This window comes from Brevundimonas sp. (assembly GCF_041919755.1).
Classification (GTDB): domain Bacteria; phylum Pseudomonadota; class Alphaproteobacteria; order Caulobacterales; family Caulobacteraceae; genus Brevundimonas.
Genome location: NZ_JAYRTD010000002.1, coordinates 405,748 through 426,663, shown reverse-complemented (window position 1 = coordinate 426,663; position 20,916 = coordinate 405,748). Strand labels below are relative to the sequence as shown.

The following is a 20,916-nucleotide window of genomic DNA, read 5'->3' as shown; positions in this document are numbered from 1 at the left end:
GGAAAAAAGGCCCCGGTGGATCGCTCCGCCGGGGCCAGTTCGTTTCTCAGGATCGTCGACGAAGCCGACGCTGTATCTCTAGGCCGGTACGGCTGACCCGCACCTGAACGGGGCATTCACGCCCGTCAGAAGACCCGACCGCCGACGCCGCCATCCAGGGTCATGGTCGCGCCGGACACCATGGCGGCGGCCTCTTCGACCCATTCCTCACGATAGTCGGTATAGGTTTCCTCGCGGAACATGGTGAGGATCTTCACCCCGGCCCCGTAGCGACGCAGCAGCGAACGCTCGTTGCAGTCCCGCTCCTGCTTCTGGGTCCGGCACTCGACGGTGCCGCCGTTGCCGAACCACAGAGCTTGTCCGCGCTCGCAGCGCATCGTCTCGCCGTGGTTGAAGTCGATCTCGCCGGTGTAGTCCGCGATCGTCGCCTGCAAATAGGTGCCGGCCAGGCAGCGATACAGCTCGCCCTCATAGTCCAGACCCACGTCGCGGCCCGGACGGACCTGCGAGGCGGGATGCGGCACATTGCGGGCGTCGATGCAGAAGGCCTGGATGACGACGCGCTTTTCGACGCGGCGACGCGCCTCAAAAGCCACGCGCTCCATGCGGCGGGCCATGCCGCCCTCGACGTTCAAGCCGTTGATCGTGGTCGGATAGGGCTGGTCGACCGTGACATAGGCCGAACCACCGCCGCCCCCGCCGTAGAAGCCGCCACCGGAGCGCGCCCCGATGAAGCCCCGCCCGGCGTTCGAATTGGCATTGGAGTTGGCGTTGGCATTGCCGTTCGCATTGCCGTTGACGTTCACATTGACATTCACGCCAAAGTTCCCGCCGCCAAAGGGCGGCGAAGGCGGCTGGCCACAGCACGATGGCGGCGGCGGCGGAGGGGGCGGCGGGGGCGGCGGCTCGCAGCACGGGGGCGGCGGAGGCTCGCAGCCCGAACCGCATTGGGCCGCAGCCTTGTCGGCAAAGGCCGTCAGAGCGACGAAGCCCACCAGGGCCGGCAGCCATGTCTTGATCCGCACCCGCATGGGCCGACCCTCCAGAAATTTCGCACGCGCGTCGCAAGGGGTGCGGCGCTCCAGCCGACATCAAGACAGCAAAAGCCTTTCATTTCCGTTGCCTTCGCCCGGCCCGGACCCGGCGCGGGTTTTGCGACGCGGCAGCCGGAGGCCGTTTCGATGTTTCATGCCGACACACATCTGCTGATCGATCACTGGACCCGCCTGTCGCGCCGCCCCGGCGTCGTGGCCGACGTCCCGGATCGCAACAGCTTTCACCCGGACGCCTTCGGCCTTCGCCTGCCCCGCCTCTTCATGGCCGAGATCGCCGCCGATGGCTGCACACTGCGGACGACCGGCAGCTGGATCGAGTCCTTCCACGGCGCGACCTTGACCCGACAACCCCTGACGACCCTCTGGCGCGACAGTTCGCATGCGATGGTCACCGCCGCCGTGGCCCAGTGTGTTCGCGAGGCACGCCTGGTCGTCATCAAGGCCGCCATCGGTCTGTCCGGCGACCTGATCGAGGTGACTCTAGCCCCCCTGCGTAGCGCATCGGGCCAGATCGACCGCGTGGTCGGCCTCTATACGCCGCTATCGACCCTGGCGTTCGGCGAAGGAGACAGCCGCCTGCTGACGGGTCGCGTCTGCATCGGCGTGGGCCATTCAGGGCGCGCACCGCTCAGCCTGGCCGCCGTCGACGGGCGCCGCATCGCCTGATTGTCGGCTCTTGCCGGGTCTGACCGCCTGACGCATGACTGAGCCGGGGGCCCTATGGCCGCGCTTGTCGAGACCTTGGCGTGACGACCACCGAAATCTTCCTGATCGCCCTGCTGATCATCTTCACGGTTCCCTGGCTGATCTGGCGGCTGTTCCGGACCGACCACTATGCGCCGCTGGTCGTGGTGCAGATCATCACAGGGATCCTGCTCGGCCCCGGCGTGCTCGGGGCAGTCTTCCCCGACTACTACGCCTTCGTCTTTTCCGGTCCGGTCGTCAGCGCGCTGAACGGCATCGCATGGTGGGCGGTCATGATCTTCGTCTGGATCGCCGGGATCGAACTGGACCTGAAACAGGCCTGGGCCAAACGGGCCGAGACAGGCACCACCGCCGCTCTGGCTCTGATCGTGCCCCTGGCCTTCGGCAGCCTAGCCGCCATGCTTCTGCTCACCACGTCGGGCTGGGCGGGGCCGCAGGGTCAGCCGTGGCAGGTGATTCTCGGCATCGGCATGGCCTGTGCCGTGACCGCCCTGCCCATCCTGGTCCTGCTGATGGAAAAGCTGGACATCCTGCGCCGACCGCTGGGCCAGCGGGTCCTGCGCTATGCCAGTCTGGACGATATCGCCATTTGGGGCGTGCTGGCGCTGATCCTGCTGGACTGGGAACGACTGGGTCGCCAAGGCGTCTTCCTGATCGCCTTCACCGCTGCGATCTGGTCGGTCCGCAAGCTGATGCGACGCGTTCCAGAGACAGACCGCTGGTACATCGGCCTGATCTGGCTGGCGGCCTGCGGTCTGGCAGCCGACTGGGCCGGCCTGCACTTCATGGTCGGGGCCTTCCTGTCCGGGGCGGTTCTTGACAGCGACTGGTTCGACCGCAAGCGGATGGATCAGTTCCGGGATCACATCCTGCTGGCTGTCATGCCGGTCTTCTTCCTGTCCACGGGTCTGAAGACGGAATGGGGTGTCGGCGGCCTGATGGTCTTCGGCGCAGCCGCCCTGCTGCTGGTCGCATCTGTCGCGGGCAAGCTGCTGGGCGTTCACATCGCCGGGCGAGTGCTGAAATGGGAGAAGGGCGAGGCCTCGATCATCGGCTGGCTGCTCCAGACCAAGGCCCTGATCATGATCATCTTCGCCAACATCCTGCTGGACAAGCAGATCATCACCAACACGACCTTCACCGCTTTGCTGCTGATGGCGGTCGCCTCGACCATGCTGACGACGCCCTTCGTCAAACCGGCCCTCGCCAAGCTGAAAGGACTGGCGAGCAAGTCAGTCTGACACCTCCGTCAGGTCGGTCTGATAGCGTTTCCAGTTCTGGACATAGTGTTGGGCTGACGCCTTCAGCGCCTCGATCTGGCCCGGCTCCAGTTCGCGCACCACCTTGGCCGGCTGGCCCATGACCAGGCTGTTGTCCGGTATGACCTTGCCCTCTGTGATCAAGGCATTGGCTCCGATCAGGCAGTTCTTCCCGATCTTTGCCCGCCCCAGCACTACGGCCCCGATGCCGATCAGGGTGTTGTCGCCGATCTCGCAGCTGTGCAGCATCACCATATGCCCGACCGTCACGCCGTCGCCGATGGTCAGGGGCTCACCGGGGTCGGAATGCAGCACGCTGCCGTCCTGAATGTTTGTGTCGCGCCCGATCGTGATCGGATCATTGTCCCCGCGCACCACCGCCCCGAACCAGATACTGGCGCCCGGCTCAAGAATCACGTCTCCTGCTACAGTCGCATTCGGCGCTATCCAGTATTCGCCCTTGGGCGGAAGCTGCGGTTTCTTGTCCGCCAACGCATAAACCGTCATGAAATCATCACCTTATTCTTTGCCGATTGGGCGCTTTAACAGGTCGTAAACCACGCTAGCATCATAGTGTTGCTGCGATTCGAGGTCTCCATTTCGGCCCCGGATCCGAAGCCGGATCAAGCCCGGTCCGGTCAGAGCCCAAGGAGGACGCGCGTGACGCGTTCCGGTCGGCGGTTCTCTCCGCTGTCAGTCCCACCCTCTCGCAGAGGGCGTGTCTGTGACCCCGGCGGCGCATGCGTTTCCGTCTTCGACTTCCTCCCCACTGTCACCCCGGGCGATGCTTTTGCGGCATCGCCTTTTTTCATGCCTGAAGGAATGAGGCGTCCATGACCAAGCGTGCAGCCATCAAGCGCCAGACCCGCGACACCGGCCGTGAACACGGTGTCCTGGATACTCGCCAGTTCATGGACGATGCCAAGGTGCGGCGTCTGCCCACACACGCCGGCTGGTCGCCCCTGCCCTCCAACGACGACCGCGACCAAGCCTACCTGAAGACGCTCAAGCCAAAGTCGGATGGCCAGGCCGAACTGATGACGGCCATCGACCGCCACAATCTGGTCCTGGCGCTGGGTCCGGCAGGCACGGGCAAGACCTATCTGGCCGTGGCCAAAGCCGTCGAGGCGCTGGAGGCCGGCAAGATCGGCCGCATCGTCCTCAGCCGACCAGCCGTCGAGGCCGGGGAATCCATCGGCTTTCTGCCTGGAGACATGGAGGACAAGCTGGCCCCCTATCTGCGCCCGCTCTACGACGCCCTGTCCGATCGCCTGTCGATGAAGCGGGTCAAGGCCCTGATGGGCGAGGGCCTGATCGAGATCGCCCCCATCGGCTACATGCGCGGCCGCACGCTGAACAACGCCTTCATCGTCGTCGACGAGGCCCAGAACTGCACCTACGTCCAGCTCAAGATGCTGCTGACCCGCCTGGGCTGGCATTCGACCATGGTGGTCACCGGCGATCCGCAGCAGTCGGACCTCCTGCCCGGCATCTCCGGCCTGGCCGATGTGGCCGAGCGTCTGACAGCCGTGCCGGACATCGCCGTGGTCAAGCTGGCCGAGCGCGACATCGTCCGGCACCCGCTGGTCGCCTCGATGATCGGGGTGTTGTAACCCACGACTAGACCAGATCGGTCACCTTCGGCCCGCTCGCGACCGAGGCTTCCGCGGCCTCGGCGCGGGCGATCCGTTTGGGGTCGGGCGCGGCCCCCATCCGATCGATCAGCTTGAACACGAACGGATGCAGCGAAATCGACAGCAGGGCCGCGGCCAGGATCAGGTCATGCGTGCCTTGCTGCATCGCGCCCAGGCTGACGCCCAGCGCCGCCAGGATGAAGCTGAACTCCCCGATCTGGGCCAACGATGCGCCCACGGTCAGGCTGGTCTTGCGATCCAGCTTGAACGCCGTGGTGATGGCCAGGGCCGCCAGCGTCTTGCCGACGATGACGATGCCCAGCACACCCAGCACCGCCCATGGCCGCTCGATCAGGATCATCGGGTCAAACAACATCCCCACCGAGACGAAGAACAGCACCGCAAAGGCATCGCGCAGCGGCAGCGACCGCTCCGCCGCATTGTGGCCCAGCGGCGTCCCGTTCAGCACCAGCCCGGCCAGGAAGGCCCCCAGCGCGAACGAGTGGAACAGCTGATAGGCGATCCAGGCGATCCCAAGCGCGATAGCCAGTACACCCAGGGTGAACAACTCGCGCGATTTGGTATGGGCGATCCGAACCAGCAGCCACGGCAGGGCCCGCCCGCCGACGATCAGCATGAAGGCCACGAAGGCGGCGACCTTCAGCAGGGTCCAGCCGACGTTCAGCGCCAGGGCTCCAGCGGCGACCTCCTGTCCGGGCGGCAGGATGATCATGGGCAGCATGACCAGGGCCAGCACGATCACCAGGTCCTCGACGATCAGCCAGCCAACGGCGATCCGTCCGATCTCGCCCTTGTTCTGCCGCCGCTCTTCCAGCGCCCGCATCAGCACGACCGTGGAAGCGACGGACAGGGCAAAGCCCATCAACAGTGCCTCGACATCCGTCATGCCCAGCACGAACCGGCCCAGCAGCCAGCCCAGGCCAATCGCCGAGCCGATCTGCACCAGCGCACCAGGCACCGCCACCTTGCGCACCTGCATCAGGTCCTTGGGCGAGAAATGCAGGCCGACGCCGAACATCAGCAGGATCACACCGATCTCGGCCAATTGGGGGGCCAGTTCGGGATCGGCCACGAAGCCGACGGTGTGCGGCCCGACCGCTATCCCCGCGACCAGATAGCCCACCAGCGGAGACAGCTTGAGCCGGTTCGCCAACATGCCGAACACGAATGCCAGCACAAAGCCGCCGACCAGGGTGAGAATCAGGCTGTCGGCATGCGGCATCGGCGCTCCTTCGGTGCGGGCGTGAATTTTTCTCGTTAAGTTTAAGCGTCACATTTGGGGCCGCGTTCCGTGATCGGCAACCCTTGCGCGCTCCGAAACGGCGTCGAGAGGCCATATTCCAGCGACTGCGACCGCATTTGCCTCTTCGCGGGCCGCGACCGGGCTGCTAACCGATGCGCTTCACAATTCAGCGGCCCGAATGAAAATCCCACGTATCGCCTATGCCGCCTTCGGCCTGGCCCTCTTCATCGTCATCGTCGACCAGCTGACCAAGGCCTGGGTCATTTCCGGTATCGATCTGCGCGAGGTGGGACAGGTGCTCGTGCTCCCGCCCATCTTCAATCTGACCTGGGTGGAGAACCGCGGTGTCAGCTTCGGCCTGTTCGGCGACGGCTCGGCGCGCTGGTATCTCAGCGCTTTTGCCATCGTGATCTCGATTGCATTGGCCTGGTGGGCGTTGAGGGCGGACCGACGCCTGCTGATCACCGCTATCGGCCTCATCATGGGCGGAGCGATTGGCAATGTGATCGATCGCATTCGCTTCGGCTTCGTGGTCGATTTCCTCGACTTTTCGGGCACCGGCTTTTTCCCCTGGGTCTTCAACATCGCTGACAGCGCCATTTCCATCGGCATCGTCCTGCTGATCTGGGACAGTCTGCGGGCGGAGAAGGCGGCCAAGGTTGGCGGCGCCGCCGAAAAGTCGTAATCAACCGCTTCATCAAGGTCCGATACGCGCGCTCGTTTTGCTGCGCTGTGCCCGACCGACATCGAGAGTGACCATGCGCCTTCGTACCCTGAGCATCCTGACCGTGGCCGCGTCCACCCTCGCCCTTGGCGCTTGCGGGACGATTTCGCGCAGCGTCGGCCTGGCCAAGGTCACGCCGGACGAGTTCCTGACGGTATCGACAGCCCCGCTGACCGTTCCGCCTGAATACGGTCTGACGCCGCCCGCTCCCGGTCAACCGCGCCCGCAAGAACTGGCTCCCGAATCCGCAGCCCGTCAAATCCTGCTGGGTCAGCGGCAGGCCGTGACCCGCTCACCCGGCGAACAAATCCTGGTGGCTCAGGCCGGTGGCGACCGCGCCGATCCCCTCGCCCGTTACGTCGTCGACGACGAGTTCGGCGACTTGGCGCACAAGGAGGAAGGCTGGGCCGACCGCATCATGTTCTGGCGCCGCGAAGACCCGGCCAGCCAGGCCGCGACGACCACGCAGACCGCAGATGGCGCTGTCGTGATCGATCCGCAGACTGAATACGCCCGTTATCAGGCCCTGGTCGGCAACTCCGGCATCAGCATCGCGCCGCGTCGCGACGGCGGTTTCAAACTGCCGGGCCTGTAAACACGCTTCGAGCGGCAAAGGATTTAGGCCCGGACGTCGCCGTCCGGGCCTTTTTCATTCAGCCTTTGGTCGCTCCGGCTCTAAGGCCCCGCTCGGCCAGGGCGACGATCGCCACACCACCCATGGTCAGGGCGGCACCGGTCAGGATCTGCGCCGTCAGCACATCGCCCATGAAGCCCCAGCCGATAAGAATTGAGACGACCGGCGTGGCCAGCAGATAGGGCGTCACTCGCCCCGCCTCGCGCTTCTGCACCAGCCAGAACACCAGCGTCGTCGCCAGTACCGATGACACCAGCCCGGCCCAGATCACGCTAGCCCAAACCATCGCATCGGCTTGCTGCACAGCCTGCCAGTGCCCCGTCTCGAAGACGGCTGACGCAAAGGCCAGCGACGGCAGGGCGACCAGTGCCAGCAGTCCCTGCATCTTCAGCGGCGGAATGGAGGTCGTGCGGCGCGCGATCACCGTTGTCAGGGCCCAGGCGCAGCTGGCGGCCATCGCGACCAGGATCGCCTTCCAGTCCTCGATTGCGTGGGGATCCAGCGTCATCCAGGCCACGCCAGCGAACGCCACCCCCATGCCGATCAGTGCGAATTTCGACAGCCGCTCGCCCAGCAGCAGGAATGCGAACAGGGCCGTAAACGGCACCCACAGCTGCGCTGCGACCGATACCGGGCTGACGTCCTGGGCCAGCCAGAAGGCCAGATAGATCAGGCCATAATGGATCGGACCACCCACACCCACGATGATCAGCAGGCTCTTCCAGTTCGGAAACGGCGGTCGCACGAAGGGGATCAGACAGGCCGCCGCCAACCCGAACCGCATCGCCCCCATCAGCAGCGGCGGCAAGGTTTCTGTCCCCAGCTTGGCCGCCGCATTGTTCACCCCCCAGATCACGACCACCGCAACGATGGCGGCGACCTCGATCAAGGTCAGCGGACTTTTGGACTTGTCGGGCGTGGTCATGATCATGCCATAGCGCGGTCAGTCCCGCGCCAGACATCACATCGGGTTAGATCATGTGACGCCTGCGGACCCTCAGAACGGAATGTCGTCGTTCAGGTCGTAGCTTTCGCGCGGACCGCTGGGCTTGTTGGCCCCACCGGTCGAGAAGCCGGAAGAGTAGTCGTCGTCGCCACGCGAACCGCCGCCGCCGTAACCCCCGCCCGAGCCGCCACCGTCACGGCCGCCCAGCATGGTCAGCTCACCGCGGAACTTCTGCAGCACGATCTCGGTCGTGTATTTCTCCACGCCCGCCTGCTCGTATTTGCGGGTCTGCAACGAGCCCTCGATGTAAACGGTCGAGCCCTTCTTCAGATAGTTCTCGGCCACCTTGACGATGTTCTCGTTGAAGATGACCACGCGGTGCCACTCGGTCTTCTCCTTGCGCTCGCCGGTCGACTTGTCGCGCCAGGTTTCGGACGTGGCCAGCGACAGATTGGCGACGCGCTCGCCGGAGTTGAGGGTGCGGATCTCCGGGTCCTTGCCCAGATTGCCGACCAGAATGACCTTGTTGACGCTGCCCGCCATGACCGTAGTTCCTTGTTGTTCTGCTAAACCGCAATCAGCGACTGCGCCTGTATGTTCTTTTTTTGTTCACGCCGTCAAGGCGCGGGTGCCGGCGCTGCCGGGCGCTGCTCGATCGTGCCGGGCACGGCCAGTCGACCATCCCCCGTCCGCGCCATCATGAAGTAGCGCGATCCGTTCAAAGACTGCGCCCGACGCACCCCGGTCTGATCCAGGAACAGGAAACTGCCCTGATAGGCCCCGACCAGCTCGGTCCGGTTGCCCCCCAGGTTCAGGAACCGCGTCCGGACCTCTTCCAGACGCGCGGCGCAGAATTCGATCTGCGGCTGGTTGTCCGCCACCCTGTTGAAGACCGGCTCGGCCCCCTCCTCGTCGCCCAGATCGACGACATAGCAGACGCCGCGGTCGAACGGGGCCTTGATGTCCTTTTCACAGGCGGCCAGTCCGAAGGCCCCCATGCCCAGGACGACGGCGGTCATGAATGCGGGCTTCATCAGCGCAACTCCGGAAACTGGCAACTACGGTCCTGCTCGACCAGGGTGCTGAAACGGCTGTTGTCGGCGGACTGTTCGACACGACCTGCCACCAGCCGCACGGTCGTGTCGCCCCAGCGTCCATACTGGGCGTCGCCAGGGCGTACGCAGGTTCCCGAATACAGCGCCTGCACACAGGCCTCCAGGCTCATATTGTTGGACAGTGAGCGCCAGTCCGAGCCGGTGTGGCGCAGGCAGGCGCTGCCGACACGCGTCGGTGGCCCGGCCGGCCGGGTCGATTCCGGCATGTCCTCGGGATAGGGCGCGATCTCGACGACCGGAATATCCTCGACCGGCGGCGGCCCTGCGGGTGGCACGAAGGCGGCGGCCTGTCCGCTCTGATCGATGCCTACGTCCATAGCCTCGGTCGCCAGGCCATTCTGACGGGCGCAATCGGCGAGGGTCGCCATGCCGACGAACTGTCCGTTCACGAAACACCGGAGTTCCCGCTCGGTATCCAGACCCGGCGCATCGGCGATGTCGATGGTCAGACCGCCCTGGGCCGCCGGGGGCGGCGTTGCGGGCTCGTCGCGCCCGCCGTTCAACAACAGGGCGGCAACGACCGCCGCTATGATGGCTATGCCGGCACCGATCGCGATCAGTATGCGGTTGTCCTTGGGCATTCGGCACTCGCGTGAGACAGGCCCCCAATAACCCTGCCCGACCCCGATGCGTCAACGCCGTTCGCAGACTATCCCGGTTATCCGGTCAATCGGGCCAGCGCCGCCTGGTAGTTGGCCAGTTGCGCCGTCAGATAGGCCGGGGCCTGTCCCGCCGGCTTGTTCGCCGTCGCCGTAGCCGGGTCCAGCGCGCGATAGGCGTCCCGCACAGCCTTCATCGCGGCCTGAAGTTTTTCGCCCGATGCCTTGATCGCCTCGGCACTGCCCAGGTTCATGCCGCCGGTCAGGTTCAGCCCGAAGGTGCGAATGACGTCCTCGCCCGTCGTCGCACCGATATAGCCCTGCGACAGGCCCAGACCCGCCAGGGCATCGCGCCCGGTCTCGCCCGCGGTCAGCATCGCACCCGTGGCCCCATCGCGTGCCGTGATCGTCAGCCGCTGCAAGCCTGCGAACAGAGCCGTCGGCGTGTCGCCTGCCTGCGCCTTTGCAGTTTCGGCCGTGACCGTCACCTTCAGCTTGCGATTGGACGCCTGCTCGATCTTCCGGGCCAACGACTGCAGGGTGTCACGCGCCTCGATGGTCACCGCCACCTGCCGCCCGCCGTCCGCACCGGACACATAGAAGCGGTCTCCTACCCTCAGCGAGGTCGCATCGATCAGGGTCTTCGATGTGCCCTGATCGATCTCGCCCTGCGGCAGGCCCAGCCGATCCAGAATGCTGGCACCGTCCCTGGCCACCGCCAGGGTCAGGGGGGCAGCCTGTCCACCACTGCCCTCCCAATCCCGCCGCCACTCCTCGGCACCGGTCTGTGCATCGAGCCGGACCAGATAGGCCTTGGTCGGATCGGTCGCCTTGGCCCCCTCGGGTCTGTCGGCCACGCCGGTGACCCAGACCTTGCCGTCGACGACCTTCACATCCGCCGCCGTGTCGTTCGCCGCTGTGCCCAAATAGGTCAGCCGGTCCTGCCCCGACGCGGCCAGATCGCCTTGCAGCACGGCGACAAAGGCATCCGTGCCCCCGTGATGGGCCTGATTGACGGTTTCGATATCCAGCGCCGCATTGCGCGTCGTGCCCGTCAGGATCACCTGGCCGTTGGAGACCGAAATGCCCGCGATCTCCCCACTGGCGGCGCCCAGATCACGCGACGACACCAGCGTCGGCCTGCCCGCCGCATCCAGGCTGAAGTGGCGCACGACTATCTTGCCGTTCTCGACACCTGCCGAATACAGGTTCGACCCGTCCACCGCGATGGCGTCCACGCCGTCTGTCCCGCTGGTCCCGAACTGCTGCACGCCCGCGGCATTGGCCACGACCGGTGCATAGATGTGGGCCTGGCTTTCGCTGAAAGCCTGGACATAGCCGTCCCAGCCGCCCTGGGCGACGCCGCCGGTCATGGCGCTCTGGGCGCGCCCGGCCACATAGACCATGCCGTCGGCCCCGAAACTAACGGCCGTCGCCTCATCGGCGGCCCGCGCCCCGCGTCGCTGGGTCCAGACCTCGCTGCCCTCGGCGTTGAAGACCGTGACGAAACTGTCGGCCACACCGGCCACATCGCCGCTCTTGCCCGGCTCCAGCGTGCCCGTCACCGAACCCGCCACGGCCACGCGCCCGTCGGCATCGACCGCGATGGCATAGCCGCTGGCCGTCGAGGCCGCGCCCAGGGTCTGTGTCAGAACCACACGCCCGGCCGAATCGAGCTTCATCAGGGCCACATCCTTCTGACCCTTGATCGGCTGATTGCCGGGCCCGGCCTCCAGATCGGCCACAAGCCACAGCGACCCGTCCGGTCCCGTGGCACTGGCCCGCACCGTCTCGACACCCGCCGGCAAGGCCGTCTGACCCGCTCGTCCGGGTACCCAGTGAGTTTCACCCGGACGCGCCACAGCATCCGGTGCCGTGCCACCTGTGTCGGTCTGGAACTTCAGCACCTGCTGCCCGCCCGTCGTCCCGCTGGCCTGCACGACATAGACCGCATCGGCCCGCTCGCCGGCGGAGAAGCTGATGGTTTCGCCCGCACTTCCGCGAACGACCAGCGCGAACTGGTCGGGGCCTGGCGGCAGAGTCACAGGCTTGCCACCTACCGTCACCGTCTTGGGAGCCACGGGAACCAGCTCCCGCCCAATTCGGGTCTCGACGCCCGCCGCCTGCAGCTTGCCGTTGATGTGGTTCAGCACCGCCGTCAGGGTCCGAGGGGTTGATCCCATCTCGGCCAGATCGATCGACACGGTTTGATCGTTGTTGGCGCGCTTGACGCCGATGCTGAACGTTACATCGCCGGCAAAGGCCGGGCTGAGAGAGTCGGGTGAGCCTTCGTGGATTGGCCCCGTCACAGAGATGGCGCTGTCGCGGGGCACCGCCGCCGTCGTCTTGCTGGTCGCGCCCGCCGTGCCTTGGGCCAGACGGATCGCCTCGAAATCAGCGGATGTCAGCCAGGAACTGATCTCGCCCAGTCCGGACTGAAACCGTTTGTCCAGCTGGCTCATCTCCAGCGTGCTCACACCCTTGGTGCTGGCGCGATTGGTCAGGGCGGTCAGCGTCTCCAGCCCCTGATATAGGGCGAACAGCTTGCGGTAATCGGCGGATGCGGACTTCACATCCAGCCCGGCCGCGCCCTCGTTGATCAACTTGCGCCCGCCCAGCGCCGAGCGGACCAGATCGCTGGCCTTGGGCGGTTCGATCGAGGATGACCAGGGCGGGGTCGGTTGCTTCTTCGTCGCCGCAGTCAGCGCAGCCGTGGTCGCGGAAGTATACGTCGTCTCCGACGTGCCCCCGAACAGGCCCAGAAGATAGCTGTTGTTGATCACAGACCGGCTCTCCGACCGTCAGTGTGAGGCTTCGCCGGTAATGCCGGCTTAACAACCCACAGGAATCGCGTGCGCGCCACTGGCGACCGGGAACCCGACTCGGCTAACAGGGGTTTTCGATCTCGCGCCGTCCTGCGCCTCTCGCGAAGGAGTCCTGCGTTTTGAGTAAGCTCTTCGAACCCCTGCTGTCGCTTCTGTCTCTGTACGGTTTGTATGTGCAGCCCGCTCGCGCGCGTCGCGCTGCAGTTCACATCAGCCATGCGGCTCCGCGTCGCCTGAACTAGGCGACAGACGTTACTGGAACAGCGACAGGATGATCTGCGGGGCCTGGTTGGCGATCGACAGGGACTGCGCGCCAAGCTGCTGCTGGACCTGCAAGGCCTGAAGCCGGGCGCTTTCCTTGGCCAGATCGGCGTCAACCAGATTGCCGATACCGGCCTCCAGCGTATCCGTCAGCTTGCCGACGAAGGTCCTGTGCGCCTCAATCTGCTTGGCCTGCGCCCCCATCGAGCCCAGGGCCGAGTTCAACTGCGCGATCGAATCGTCCAGCTTGGTCAGGGCATTGGTCGCGCCGGTCAGCGTCGTCAGGCTGTCCGACAGCGAAAGCTCGATGATCGCGCCGCCCAGCGTCAGATTGGCACCGGATAGGGTGATGAAGGAGGTCGCCTCGGCATTGGCCAGGAACTTCACGCCGTTGGTCAGCGAGCCGTTGAGCAGATTGCCGCCGTCGAAGGTCGCATTCTCCACTGCGGATGAAATGGCCCGCAGCAGCGCCTTGAAGTCGTCGTCCAGCAGTTTGCGCGACTGGGTCTTCAGCGAATCGTCCTTGGCCAGAACGATCTTTTCCTTGAGCTGATTCAGCAGGTCGGAGATCGATTCACCGGCCGCCAGACCCACATCGGCCAGTGACATTGCGCGGTCCAGGCTGGATTTTACGGCGCTCAGCGCCCCGACGTCGGCCCGCTGCTGCTGGGCGATGGCCCAGATGGCGGCATTGTCCTTGGCTCCCTCGACCTTCAGGCCGGTCGAGATCCGGCTTTGCACCTGACCCAATCGCTCGTTCGTGCGCGACAGGTTCTGCAGCGCTATGGCGGCGGAAGCATTGGTGTGGACGCTATTCGTCATCCGACTCGACCCTTCGAAGTTTGGATCAAGCTAGGGCGCAACCGTGCACACATGGTTAACGCACTTTAGCCCCGCAGAGAGCTGCGTGGCGCAAGGCTATTCGGAAGGTTGTGGCTCAGGCGGTCGTGTCGATAACCGAACCGGCTCCGTAACTCTCAGACTGCATCATCTTGACGACCTGTTCCCGGGGAAACTGGCGGATGACTTCGCCGGTTTCGCGGTCCATGGTCTTGTAGATGAACGATCCGTTCTGGGGGCCTTCCTCAATCACCAGGCGATAGCGTGCGGCCTTGGCGACATCCTGAGCGGACTTGGAGCCGTTGAAATCACCGCTGGCGCTCGATCCTCCCGCGACGGGCAGGACGGCGGAGGCGGTAACGGCGGCTATGGCGGCATTGTTGCTCATGTCTCCTTCCGTCGACGGTCGGTCGGCGGCTTCCTGCAAGGGAACTGGTTATCGGGAGTACTGGAAAAAAGGGTGGTCGGGCGGGACCGGCGGCCCCGCCCTTCCGGTCGTTCTGGTCTTAGCGGAACAGGCCCAGCAGGATCGAGCTGGACGAGTTGGCGATCGACAGAGCCTGCACACCCAGCTGTTGCTTGGTTTGCAGCGACTGCAGGCGGGCGCTTTCCTTGGCCAGGTCGGCATCCACCAGGTTGCCCACACCGGCATCCAGCGAGTCCTGGAGCTTGCCGACGAAGGTCAGGTGGTTTTCGAACGCCTTCGAACCCGTGCCCAGCTTGGACAGGGCGGTCGAGACGTTGCGGATCGACGTGTCGACCGTCGTGATCATGGCGGCGGCAGCCGTCGCCGAAGACACGACACCGGCAGCAGCGACCGTCACGATGGTGCCGCCCAGCGACAGGTTCTGTTGGGCGACGTTGATGGTCGACGTGCCCTTGGCGTTGGCCAGAGCCTTGAAGCCGGCCGTACCCGCGTTGATCAGGTTCGTGCCGTCGAAGCTGGCATTAGCCACAACAGTGGTGATCCGGTCACGCAAGCTGATGAAGTCTTCGTTCAGCGAAGCGCGGGCCGAAGTGCCCAGGCTCGTATCCGAAGCAGACAGAGCCAAAGACTTCATCTGCGTCAGCAGGTCGGAGATGCTTTCGCCAGCCGACAGTGCGACATCGACGGTCGATTGACCGCGTTGCAGAGAAGACTTCACCGCATTCAGCGACGACGATTCGGCGCGCTGGCTTTGGGCGATCGCCCAGATGGCACCGTTGTCCTTGGCCGAATTGATGGCCTTGCCGGTGTTGATGCGGTTTTGGGTGGTTGCCAACTCGGCGTTGGTCTTTTGCAGGTTCTGCAGAGCGATCTGAGCACCGACGTTCGTGTTGACGCTGTTCAGCGACATGACGATATTCCTTGTTTCAAGGTGTCCGACGCCATTTTGGCAGCCGGGAACATTTTGTTCGAAACCCTCTCAGCAAGGACGGGACCACCGGATTATCGATCGTGCCAGATCGACCGGCGTTGATTTCATTGCGGTACTTCTTGTTTACCACGTCCCGAACCCGGCAGAATGTGCCGGGCGTCGGCAGGTTTTGCCGGGTCACCCTGCACATTATGCCGTTTGACCTCTACCGCCAGCCATCCTGCAGCGCCCTTTCGGCCAGCAAGGTCTCCACCGCCAGACGGCGCGCCGCCTCGCATGCCACCAGTTGGCCCCCACGCGTCACATAGGCCGCATCCAGATCCGCGCGGGTCGGTCGATCAGGCAGCACCGCCAGCTGACACGGACGGACCGCCTCATCCGGCAAGGTCAGGCGTGGCGGCATCACAGACGGCGGACGCGAGGCGGCACAGTTCGCGGTCATGATCGCGCAGCCGATCGGCACGATCAGCCTCCAGCGGGATTTCAGCGTCATCGGCCTGTTCCGTCCTTTCCAGCGTGCGGGCCGTCGTCGTGGCGACCGCGGTCAATGTTTGATGATGGCGCGCGACCCGCCGCGCCTGCGTCTGGCCGCCCTCGACCTCCAGCCGCCGCGCCGCCAGATCGCGGTCCAGCGTCTCCACCCGATGTTTGGCCGCCTCCAGCCGTCGTCCCGCCAGATCGAACGGGTCCCAGCGCAGGCCAAGGCCACGCGCCAGCACCACGGTCAGAACCAGAAGGACGGTCAACGACAGCCCCCATCCCCAGGGCGTCAGCCTGCGCAGAAGGCTCGGCACCCTCACGGGAACACCTTGCGGTCCAGCTCGAAATGCGGGCCGTCGCGCAGGCTGGGCCAATCGCCGCCCCAGACGATGGGCGTACGCTGCCGGACAGCCGCCGCCTTGAAAGCCGCCGCGATGCGCGGATACAGCGGCCAGTCCCAGCGCACCTGACCGTCCACCAGCGCCGCCACATCGACCGCATGACCGGTCAGGTGCCGCGACCGCTTCGTCCGGCTGGCCCCCGCCCGGATCAGTGCCGCCTGACGTTCCGGCGTGCGCAGACCCTCCGTCACCATAAAGTCCACCGGCGACAGGGTGATCGCCTCGCGCACCAGGGCCACCAGCCGCGGATGCACCCCCTCCAGCCGCGTCAGGGACCGCTTGGACAGACCGAACCCCATCACCGCCCCCCGTCGTTCACACGCGGCGGCAGCGATCGCAGCGCCACGATCAGCTGCTGGGCCGTCGGTGCCACCAGATACAGCACCAGCGTCAACGCCAGCAGCGCCATAAGGCCTTCCGCCAATCTGGGCGCGGCCTCTGGCGGCACCACCGCGATCACCCGGTCCAGAATCATCCATGACGCGACTGTCCCTGCATAGACATACAGCCTGCGCCACAGCCACTGGCCCTCGGCCAGGGGTCGGGCGGCATCGTCAGGCCCGGGCACGCTCATCGCGCGTCCTCCGGGTCGAACAGGCCCAGCGCGCTGCGCCAGCCGGGTTCATCCCCGGCGTTCAGGTCCAGGTCGTGCAGGTCTTCATCGCTCAGCCGACGCGGCATGTCCCAGGCCTCGGCATCGAGCAGGCGTGTGTCCTCGTGTGTATTGTTGTGGATCATGGTGCGGCTCATCCGTTGGCGATCAGCCAGACCAGGCCGGAACCGCCGGCCCCGCCCTGACCGCCCGCCGTCACACCCGCGCCGCCGCCTCCGCCACCGCCGCCCGGGCCGCCAGCGCCTCCGGCCCAGCCTGCACCGCTGGTCGCCGCACCACCGCCGCCGCCGCCGCCGCCGGCCCATTGCAGAAGGACGTCGACCGGACTGCCGCCTGCGGCCCCGGCTGCGCCCGAGCCGCCCGCCCCGCCCGCACAGGTCGCGGTACACAGGCCGCCATCGCCGCCCGGCCCGCCCGCGCGCGCGACAGTGCTGGCATTCAGCCCGCCCCCGCCGCCGCCACCGCCCGGCGCATCGGTGCGGCCCAGACTGCCGCCCGCCTCGGCGGTGACCGTGATGCTGGAGGATCCGCCCGGATTGGTGCTGGTCGCGCCGAGACCTGCGGCACCGGCGGGCCCGCTGGCGGCCGTGCCGACGCCGCCGCCCGCGCCGCCGATGGCTTTCACCAGCGCCTGCGATCCGCGATAGATGATGCTGCCACTGCCGCCTGCGCCATTGCCGGTCGTGCCACCCGCCCCGCCGCCACCGACCACGACGTCCAGACCCGCCGCGACCCGCGCCGCCGACCAGGTGGCGAAGCTGACGCCGCCTCCACCGCCGCCGCCGCCGCCGAAGCGCGCGCCCGAGGCCCCGAATGCCCCCGCTCCGCCCCCGCCGCCCCCGGCCACCACGATGGCCTCGATGCTGCGGGCCCAGCTCGGCACCACATAGGCGCCGCTGGCATTGAAGACGGTGATCACCCGCCGGCCCACGCCCTTGGGCAGGCTGACCTGACCCGTCGCCCGGTCCACGCTCAGCGCCTCGTGCCAGGTCGTCCCGTCCGCGCTGACCTTCAGCGTCAGGTCGTCGCCGCCGATCAGTCCCAGTTCGGCCCGTCCGGAAAACCCGCTCTGGAACAGCAGCGACAGCACATCGCCCGCTGTATGTTTGTTGAACGTCAGCCTCAGGTCCCCATCGCCCCCCGCCCCGCTCTCCAGCGCCGTCCACAGCGCCTTGTTGACCCGCGCCGCAAACGGATTGGTCGCATCCGCCGTCGTGTTCAGCCCCAGTCGGCTCAGCCCCTGCAAGGCTCCCAGCCGCGCGCCCAGCGCGACCCAGTCGCCACCCGACCGCACGATCAGCTCGCCCGCATCCTGGACCAGGGCGATCAGACCGTCCTGCACTGGCACCTCGACCCAGCCGCCCATGTCGGCCCGGACCAGCGTGCCTACGGGCCGCGCCGCCCAGTCCGCCCCCGTTCGTCCGGTCGGCAACACATACAGCGCGCCTTCTTCCGGCGTGCCCGGCTGTGCCACGGTCGTCCGGCTGACGATCAGGGTCTGGACCAGGGCATCCAGCCGCGTCAGCGCCTCGTTCAGGGTGACATGCTTCTGCATCTGCCCGGCCGCCAGATACGGCAGCTCCAGTCGGGCGGTTCGGTCGGCGCTCATGCGAAAATCTCCGGGGAAATGTCGGAGATCAGTCTGCGTCCATATCGTCCTATGGCGGGCTCAGGACGCTGGTCGCGCCCGATAGGGCTTCCAGATCAGTAAGTTGGCGAATCTGTTCGTGCGGACAATCGCCGAACTCTCAGCAGATGGACGCTGCGTCAGGCCGCCCGCCGCATCCCGGCCCGCACCTCGTCGGGCCGCAGGGTCAGCACCCGCACGCCGTCCCTGGTCACCGCCACCGTATGCTCGAACTGGGCTGACAGCTTCCCGTCGGCGGTGACCACGGTCCAGCCGTCGTCCAGCGTGTCGACCATCCGCCTGCCCTGGTTCAGCATCGGCTCGATGGTGAAGGTCATGCCTTCCTTCAGCACCAGCCCCGTTCCCGGCTTGCCGAAATGCAGCACCTGCGGGGCCTCGTGCATCTCGCGCCCGATGCCGTGGCCACAGTATTCGCGCACGATGGAATAGCCCGCCCGCCGCGCATGCCGCTCGATCGCATGGCCGATGTCGCCCAGACGCGCACCGGGCTTCACCGCCAGTATGCCCCGCCACATCGCCTCATAGGTCGTCTGGACCAGCCGCCTGGCCGCAGGCGACACCGCCCCGATCAGATAGGTCTTGCTGGAATCGGCGATGAAGCCGTCCTTCTCCAGCGTGATGTCCAGGTTGACGATGTCCCCGTCCCTCAGCACCTCGTCCGCCGATGGCACGCCATGACAGACCACGGCATTGATCGAGCTGTTCAGCACGAAGCCATAGTCATACTGGCCCTTGCTGGCCGGCCGCGCCTTCAGCTCATCAACGATGAAGGCCTCGACCCGGTCGTTGATCTCCAGCGTGCTCATTCCCACAAGCGGAAGGCTGTCCAGATGGGTGAAGACCCGCGCCAGCAACCGCCCGGCCTCGGCCATCAGCTCCACTTCCGCCGGCGTCTTGGTCACGCCGCGACCGGCTCCGAGGCCAGAGACTGGGCAGGTGCATCCACCCCCGCCGCCTTCAGCTCACGCGCCACCAGATCCTGATAGCTGACGCCGGGATTCATCTCGCAGAGCATGCCGATCCGGATCCAGAACGCCGCCTGCCCATTGATCGACCGGTACGACACCCGACTGGCCCGCCGCAACTGTTCGTGCAGTTCATCCTCAATGTTGACGATGCCCATGGGTTGATCCTGATATATATACGTTTCGCGTGCGATATGTATCATTCTCTCGCAGCGGCGCAATCTCGCGTTCAGATCGGCACGAACCGCACGCCTAATCCAATCGGCAGCCGTCCCCGATCAAAGATGCGTTCGCACAGGGGATCACCTCCAGCAGGGTGCCAGCATCATCGAACCTCGCCACTATTCCTTCCGATGGGCGGCATCTTACTTCAAAGAACAGCCCCCTCTCTCCTCTCCCCATAGCGCGGACATCGGAAACGTCGCAGGTTGCAAGCTCCGTTCGCTGTAGACGCGATGCAAATGCGGTTTGGTCGTCGCCACGCGACGTCAGGCTGCACTCTCCCCCCGAAGCCCTGACGGTAAGGCAATCAGTCACCAGCCATTCGGTTGCCAAGGGCTCGATCCAGTAGCCCTCGGGACCTGTGCAGTTGATCTCATAAATAAAAGCGCCGCTTGTACCCTGCCCGACCAGTCGTCCCTCCTGAACCTCGCAGGCGATGCCTGCAGAGGACGCCATCCGGACATAGTGACGGCGCGTGTTCCTGTTGGCCGGAAGCTGGCAAGTCGTGGATCCCCTTGTCCGGGCGTTCGCTTCAAGGGCTAGGCAGCTGATAGAGCGATACGGCGGTCCGATAACGATAAGGCCCGGGTCGTCCGAGGCGCAGGCCACCTCGTAATGCGTAGCACCGTTTGAATCCCGGCCAAGGACGACGCCATTCGTGACTCGGCAGTCCAAACCTGCGCGATCGACGGCTGCCTGTGCGGAGGCGACGGCGCTGGCATCGCGGGTTATGCGACCGCGCGTCGTGGTGCCAAGTTCACGTGGACTTTGCGCGATGGCTGGCACGGTACCAACCATCAGACAAACACATAGCAGAAGTGTTATACGCATGCCGCATACCCATCATGGTCTTCTCGAACGACAGATCATCTACTGCAATCCTTAGTCGTGCAAATACACCACCCGCTTCAACTGCGGATCGCGGGCCACGACCTCCATATGCCGCTCATGCTCGCCTGAGGCCTTGGCATCCGCCTCGCGCGCCTCGACCCAGTGGGTCTGTTCCATCTCGGCCTGCAGGGCCTTGGCGGCCAGCAGGTGGCCCTGGAAGAAGAAGTCGACCGCATCGCCCAGGATCGGCACCTCGCCCGTCGCCGTGTCGACACCCAGATAGCCGGCCATCTTCAGCAGGGTCATCGGCGACGCCTTGGCCCGGATGGCCTGGGTCAGCAGCCATCCCCCCGCCCCCACCGTATAGACGGTGCCGACGATCGGGATCCAGGTCAGCAGGCCGTCCAGCCCGATGCCGAAAGGCCCGAGGCCCACCGCCCGGTCCGACAGCTTCTTGATACCCTCGACATTGGCCCAGATCTTCTCGATATCGCCGATGGTCCGCCTGGCCATTCATTCGTCTCCTGCCGCCCCATC

25 protein-coding genes and 1 pseudogene are annotated in these 20,916 nt (G+C 65.8%); 6 read left to right on the top strand and 20 right to left on the bottom strand.

Annotated features, from left to right (window positions below; genetic code table 11):
• Window positions 1-125: 125 nt before the first annotated feature.
• Window positions 126-818: a hypothetical protein gene (locus tag ACE3TH_RS04955; RefSeq protein WP_374597921.1), complete on the bottom strand. Its 693-nt coding sequence runs from the start codon at window positions 816-818 to the stop codon at window positions 126-128.
• Window positions 819-1,181: 363 nt separating this feature from the next.
• Between ACE3TH_RS04955 and ACE3TH_RS04950 the strand changes: the two genes are divergently transcribed.
• A complete protein-coding gene (locus ACE3TH_RS04950) occupies window positions 1,182-1,721 on the top strand; it encodes a PAS domain-containing protein (RefSeq protein ID WP_374597919.1) in 540 nt (179 codons plus the stop codon).
• A gap of 80 nt (window positions 1,722-1,801) precedes the next feature.
• Window positions 1,802-3,001 (top strand): cation:proton antiporter, encoded by a 1,200-nt coding sequence (locus ACE3TH_RS04945; RefSeq protein ID WP_374597917.1) that lies wholly within the window; start codon window positions 1,802-1,804, stop codon window positions 2,999-3,001.
• A gap of 129 nt (window positions 3,002-3,130) precedes the next feature.
• On the opposite strand, the pseudogene ACE3TH_RS04940 reads toward ACE3TH_RS04945, so the two are convergent.
• Window positions 3,131-3,268: pseudogene (locus ACE3TH_RS04940) on the bottom strand (DapH/DapD/GlmU-related protein); the annotation flags it as partial.
• A 584-nt stretch (window positions 3,269-3,852) separates the two neighbouring features.
• Between ACE3TH_RS04940 and ACE3TH_RS04935 the strand changes: the two are divergent.
• Window positions 3,853-4,632 (top strand): PhoH family protein, encoded by a 780-nt coding sequence (locus ACE3TH_RS04935; RefSeq protein ID WP_374597915.1) that lies wholly within the window; start codon window positions 3,853-3,855, stop codon window positions 4,630-4,632.
• 7 nt (window positions 4,633-4,639) lie between these two features.
• Here ACE3TH_RS04935 and ACE3TH_RS04930 read toward each other — a convergent pair whose 3' ends face one another.
• Entirely contained in the window at window positions 4,640-5,896 is a 1,257-nt protein-coding gene (locus ACE3TH_RS04930) for a cation:proton antiporter (protein WP_374597913.1), read from the bottom strand.
• Between the two features lie 199 nt (window positions 5,897-6,095).
• Between ACE3TH_RS04930 and lspA the strand changes: the two genes are divergently transcribed.
• Window positions 6,096-6,602, top strand: a complete 507-nt coding sequence (gene lspA, locus ACE3TH_RS04925) for a signal peptidase II (protein ID WP_374597911.1) — start codon at window positions 6,096-6,098, stop codon at window positions 6,600-6,602.
• Window positions 6,603-6,675: 73 nt separating this feature from the next.
• Window positions 6,676-7,236, top strand: coding sequence for a DUF3035 domain-containing protein (locus tag ACE3TH_RS04920; protein WP_374597909.1), 561 nt, complete (start codon window positions 6,676-6,678; stop codon window positions 7,234-7,236).
• 58 nt (window positions 7,237-7,294) lie between these two features.
• Here the strand turns inward: ACE3TH_RS04920 and ACE3TH_RS04915 are convergent, their stop codons facing one another.
• From ACE3TH_RS04915 to ACE3TH_RS04895, 5 genes are all read right to left on the bottom strand, one after another.
• Window positions 7,295-8,200, bottom strand: coding sequence for a DMT family transporter (locus ACE3TH_RS04915; protein ID WP_374597907.1), 906 nt, complete (start codon window positions 8,198-8,200; stop codon window positions 7,295-7,297).
• A 72-nt stretch (window positions 8,201-8,272) separates the two neighbouring features.
• Window positions 8,273-8,764 (bottom strand): single-stranded DNA-binding protein, encoded by a 492-nt coding sequence (gene ssb / locus ACE3TH_RS04910; RefSeq protein ID WP_374597905.1) that lies wholly within the window; start codon window positions 8,762-8,764, stop codon window positions 8,273-8,275.
• Between the two features lie 74 nt (window positions 8,765-8,838).
• The gene (locus ACE3TH_RS04905) at window positions 8,839-9,255 is read right to left on the bottom strand and encodes a hypothetical protein (RefSeq protein WP_374597903.1); all 417 of its coding nucleotides are present in this window, start codon (window positions 9,253-9,255) and stop codon (window positions 8,839-8,841) included.
• Window positions 9,255-9,917: a hypothetical protein gene (locus tag ACE3TH_RS04900; protein ID WP_374597901.1), complete on the bottom strand. Its 663-nt coding sequence runs from the start codon at window positions 9,915-9,917 to the stop codon at window positions 9,255-9,257. The genes ACE3TH_RS04905 and ACE3TH_RS04900 overlap by 1 nt, the downstream gene beginning before the upstream one ends.
• A 77-nt stretch (window positions 9,918-9,994) precedes the next feature.
• On the bottom strand, window positions 9,995-12,718 hold the full coding sequence (locus tag ACE3TH_RS04895) for a transcriptional regulator (RefSeq protein WP_374597899.1): 2,724 nt from the start codon (window positions 12,716-12,718) through the stop codon (window positions 9,995-9,997).
• 161 nt (window positions 12,719-12,879) lie between these two features.
• Between ACE3TH_RS04895 and ACE3TH_RS04890 the strand changes: the two genes are divergently transcribed.
• Window positions 12,880-13,002, top strand: coding sequence for a hypothetical protein (locus ACE3TH_RS04890; protein ID WP_374597897.1), 123 nt, complete (start codon window positions 12,880-12,882; stop codon window positions 13,000-13,002).
• A gap of 10 nt (window positions 13,003-13,012) precedes the next feature.
• On the opposite strand, the gene ACE3TH_RS04885 is transcribed toward ACE3TH_RS04890, so the two are convergent.
• The 12 genes from ACE3TH_RS04885 to ACE3TH_RS04830 all read right to left on the bottom strand — a co-directional run bounded on the left by ACE3TH_RS04885 (window position 13,013) and on the right by ACE3TH_RS04830 (window position 20,892).
• On the bottom strand, window positions 13,013-13,843 hold the full coding sequence (locus tag ACE3TH_RS04885; RefSeq protein WP_374597895.1) for a flagellin: 831 nt from the start codon (window positions 13,841-13,843) through the stop codon (window positions 13,013-13,015).
• Window positions 13,844-13,958: 115 nt separating this feature from the next.
• Entirely contained in the window at window positions 13,959-14,249 is a 291-nt protein-coding gene (locus ACE3TH_RS04880; protein WP_374597893.1) for a flagellar protein FlaG, read from the bottom strand.
• A 118-nt stretch (window positions 14,250-14,367) separates the two neighbouring features.
• Window positions 14,368-15,198, bottom strand: coding sequence for a flagellin (locus tag ACE3TH_RS04875; protein WP_374597891.1), 831 nt, complete (start codon window positions 15,196-15,198; stop codon window positions 14,368-14,370).
• Window positions 15,199-15,424: 226 nt separating this feature from the next.
• Window positions 15,425-15,622, bottom strand: coding sequence for a hypothetical protein (locus ACE3TH_RS04870; RefSeq protein WP_374597889.1), 198 nt, complete (start codon window positions 15,620-15,622; stop codon window positions 15,425-15,427).
• The gene (locus ACE3TH_RS04865) at window positions 15,594-15,965 is read right to left on the bottom strand and encodes a hypothetical protein (RefSeq protein WP_374597887.1); all 372 of its coding nucleotides are present in this window, start codon (window positions 15,963-15,965) and stop codon (window positions 15,594-15,596) included. The genes ACE3TH_RS04870 and ACE3TH_RS04865 overlap by 29 nt, the downstream gene beginning before the upstream one ends.
• 50 nt (window positions 15,966-16,015) lie before the next feature.
• Window positions 16,016-16,399 carry a M15 family metallopeptidase gene (locus ACE3TH_RS04860; protein WP_374597885.1) on the bottom strand — a complete coding sequence of 128 codons (384 nt, stop codon included), beginning with the start codon at window positions 16,397-16,399 and terminating at the stop codon, window positions 16,016-16,018.
• Window positions 16,399-16,674 (bottom strand): hypothetical protein, encoded by a 276-nt coding sequence (locus tag ACE3TH_RS04855; RefSeq protein ID WP_374597883.1) that lies wholly within the window; start codon window positions 16,672-16,674, stop codon window positions 16,399-16,401. The genes ACE3TH_RS04860 and ACE3TH_RS04855 overlap by 1 nt, the downstream gene beginning before the upstream one ends.
• Entirely contained in the window at window positions 16,671-16,850 is a 180-nt protein-coding gene (locus ACE3TH_RS04850) for a hypothetical protein (protein ID WP_374597881.1), read from the bottom strand. Before ACE3TH_RS04850 ends, ACE3TH_RS04855 begins: the two co-directional genes overlap by 4 nt.
• Window positions 16,847-18,322: a DUF2793 domain-containing protein gene (locus tag ACE3TH_RS04845; protein WP_374597879.1), complete on the bottom strand. Its 1,476-nt coding sequence runs from the start codon at window positions 18,320-18,322 to the stop codon at window positions 16,847-16,849. Before ACE3TH_RS04845 ends, ACE3TH_RS04850 begins: the two co-directional genes overlap by 4 nt.
• A gap of 158 nt (window positions 18,323-18,480) precedes the next feature.
• Window positions 18,481-19,263 (bottom strand): type I methionyl aminopeptidase, encoded by a 783-nt coding sequence (map, locus tag ACE3TH_RS04840; RefSeq protein WP_374597877.1) that lies wholly within the window; start codon window positions 19,261-19,263, stop codon window positions 18,481-18,483.
• Complete coding sequence (locus ACE3TH_RS04835; RefSeq protein WP_374597875.1) at window positions 19,260-19,484, bottom strand: ParD-like family protein; 225 nt, start codon at window positions 19,482-19,484, stop codon at window positions 19,260-19,262. Before ACE3TH_RS04835 ends, map begins: the two co-directional genes overlap by 4 nt.
• A 946-nt stretch (window positions 19,485-20,430) precedes the next feature.
• Window positions 20,431-20,892, bottom strand: a complete 462-nt coding sequence (locus ACE3TH_RS04830) for a DUF4112 domain-containing protein (protein WP_374597873.1) — start codon at window positions 20,890-20,892, stop codon at window positions 20,431-20,433.
• Window positions 20,893-20,916: the final 24 nt, after the last annotated feature.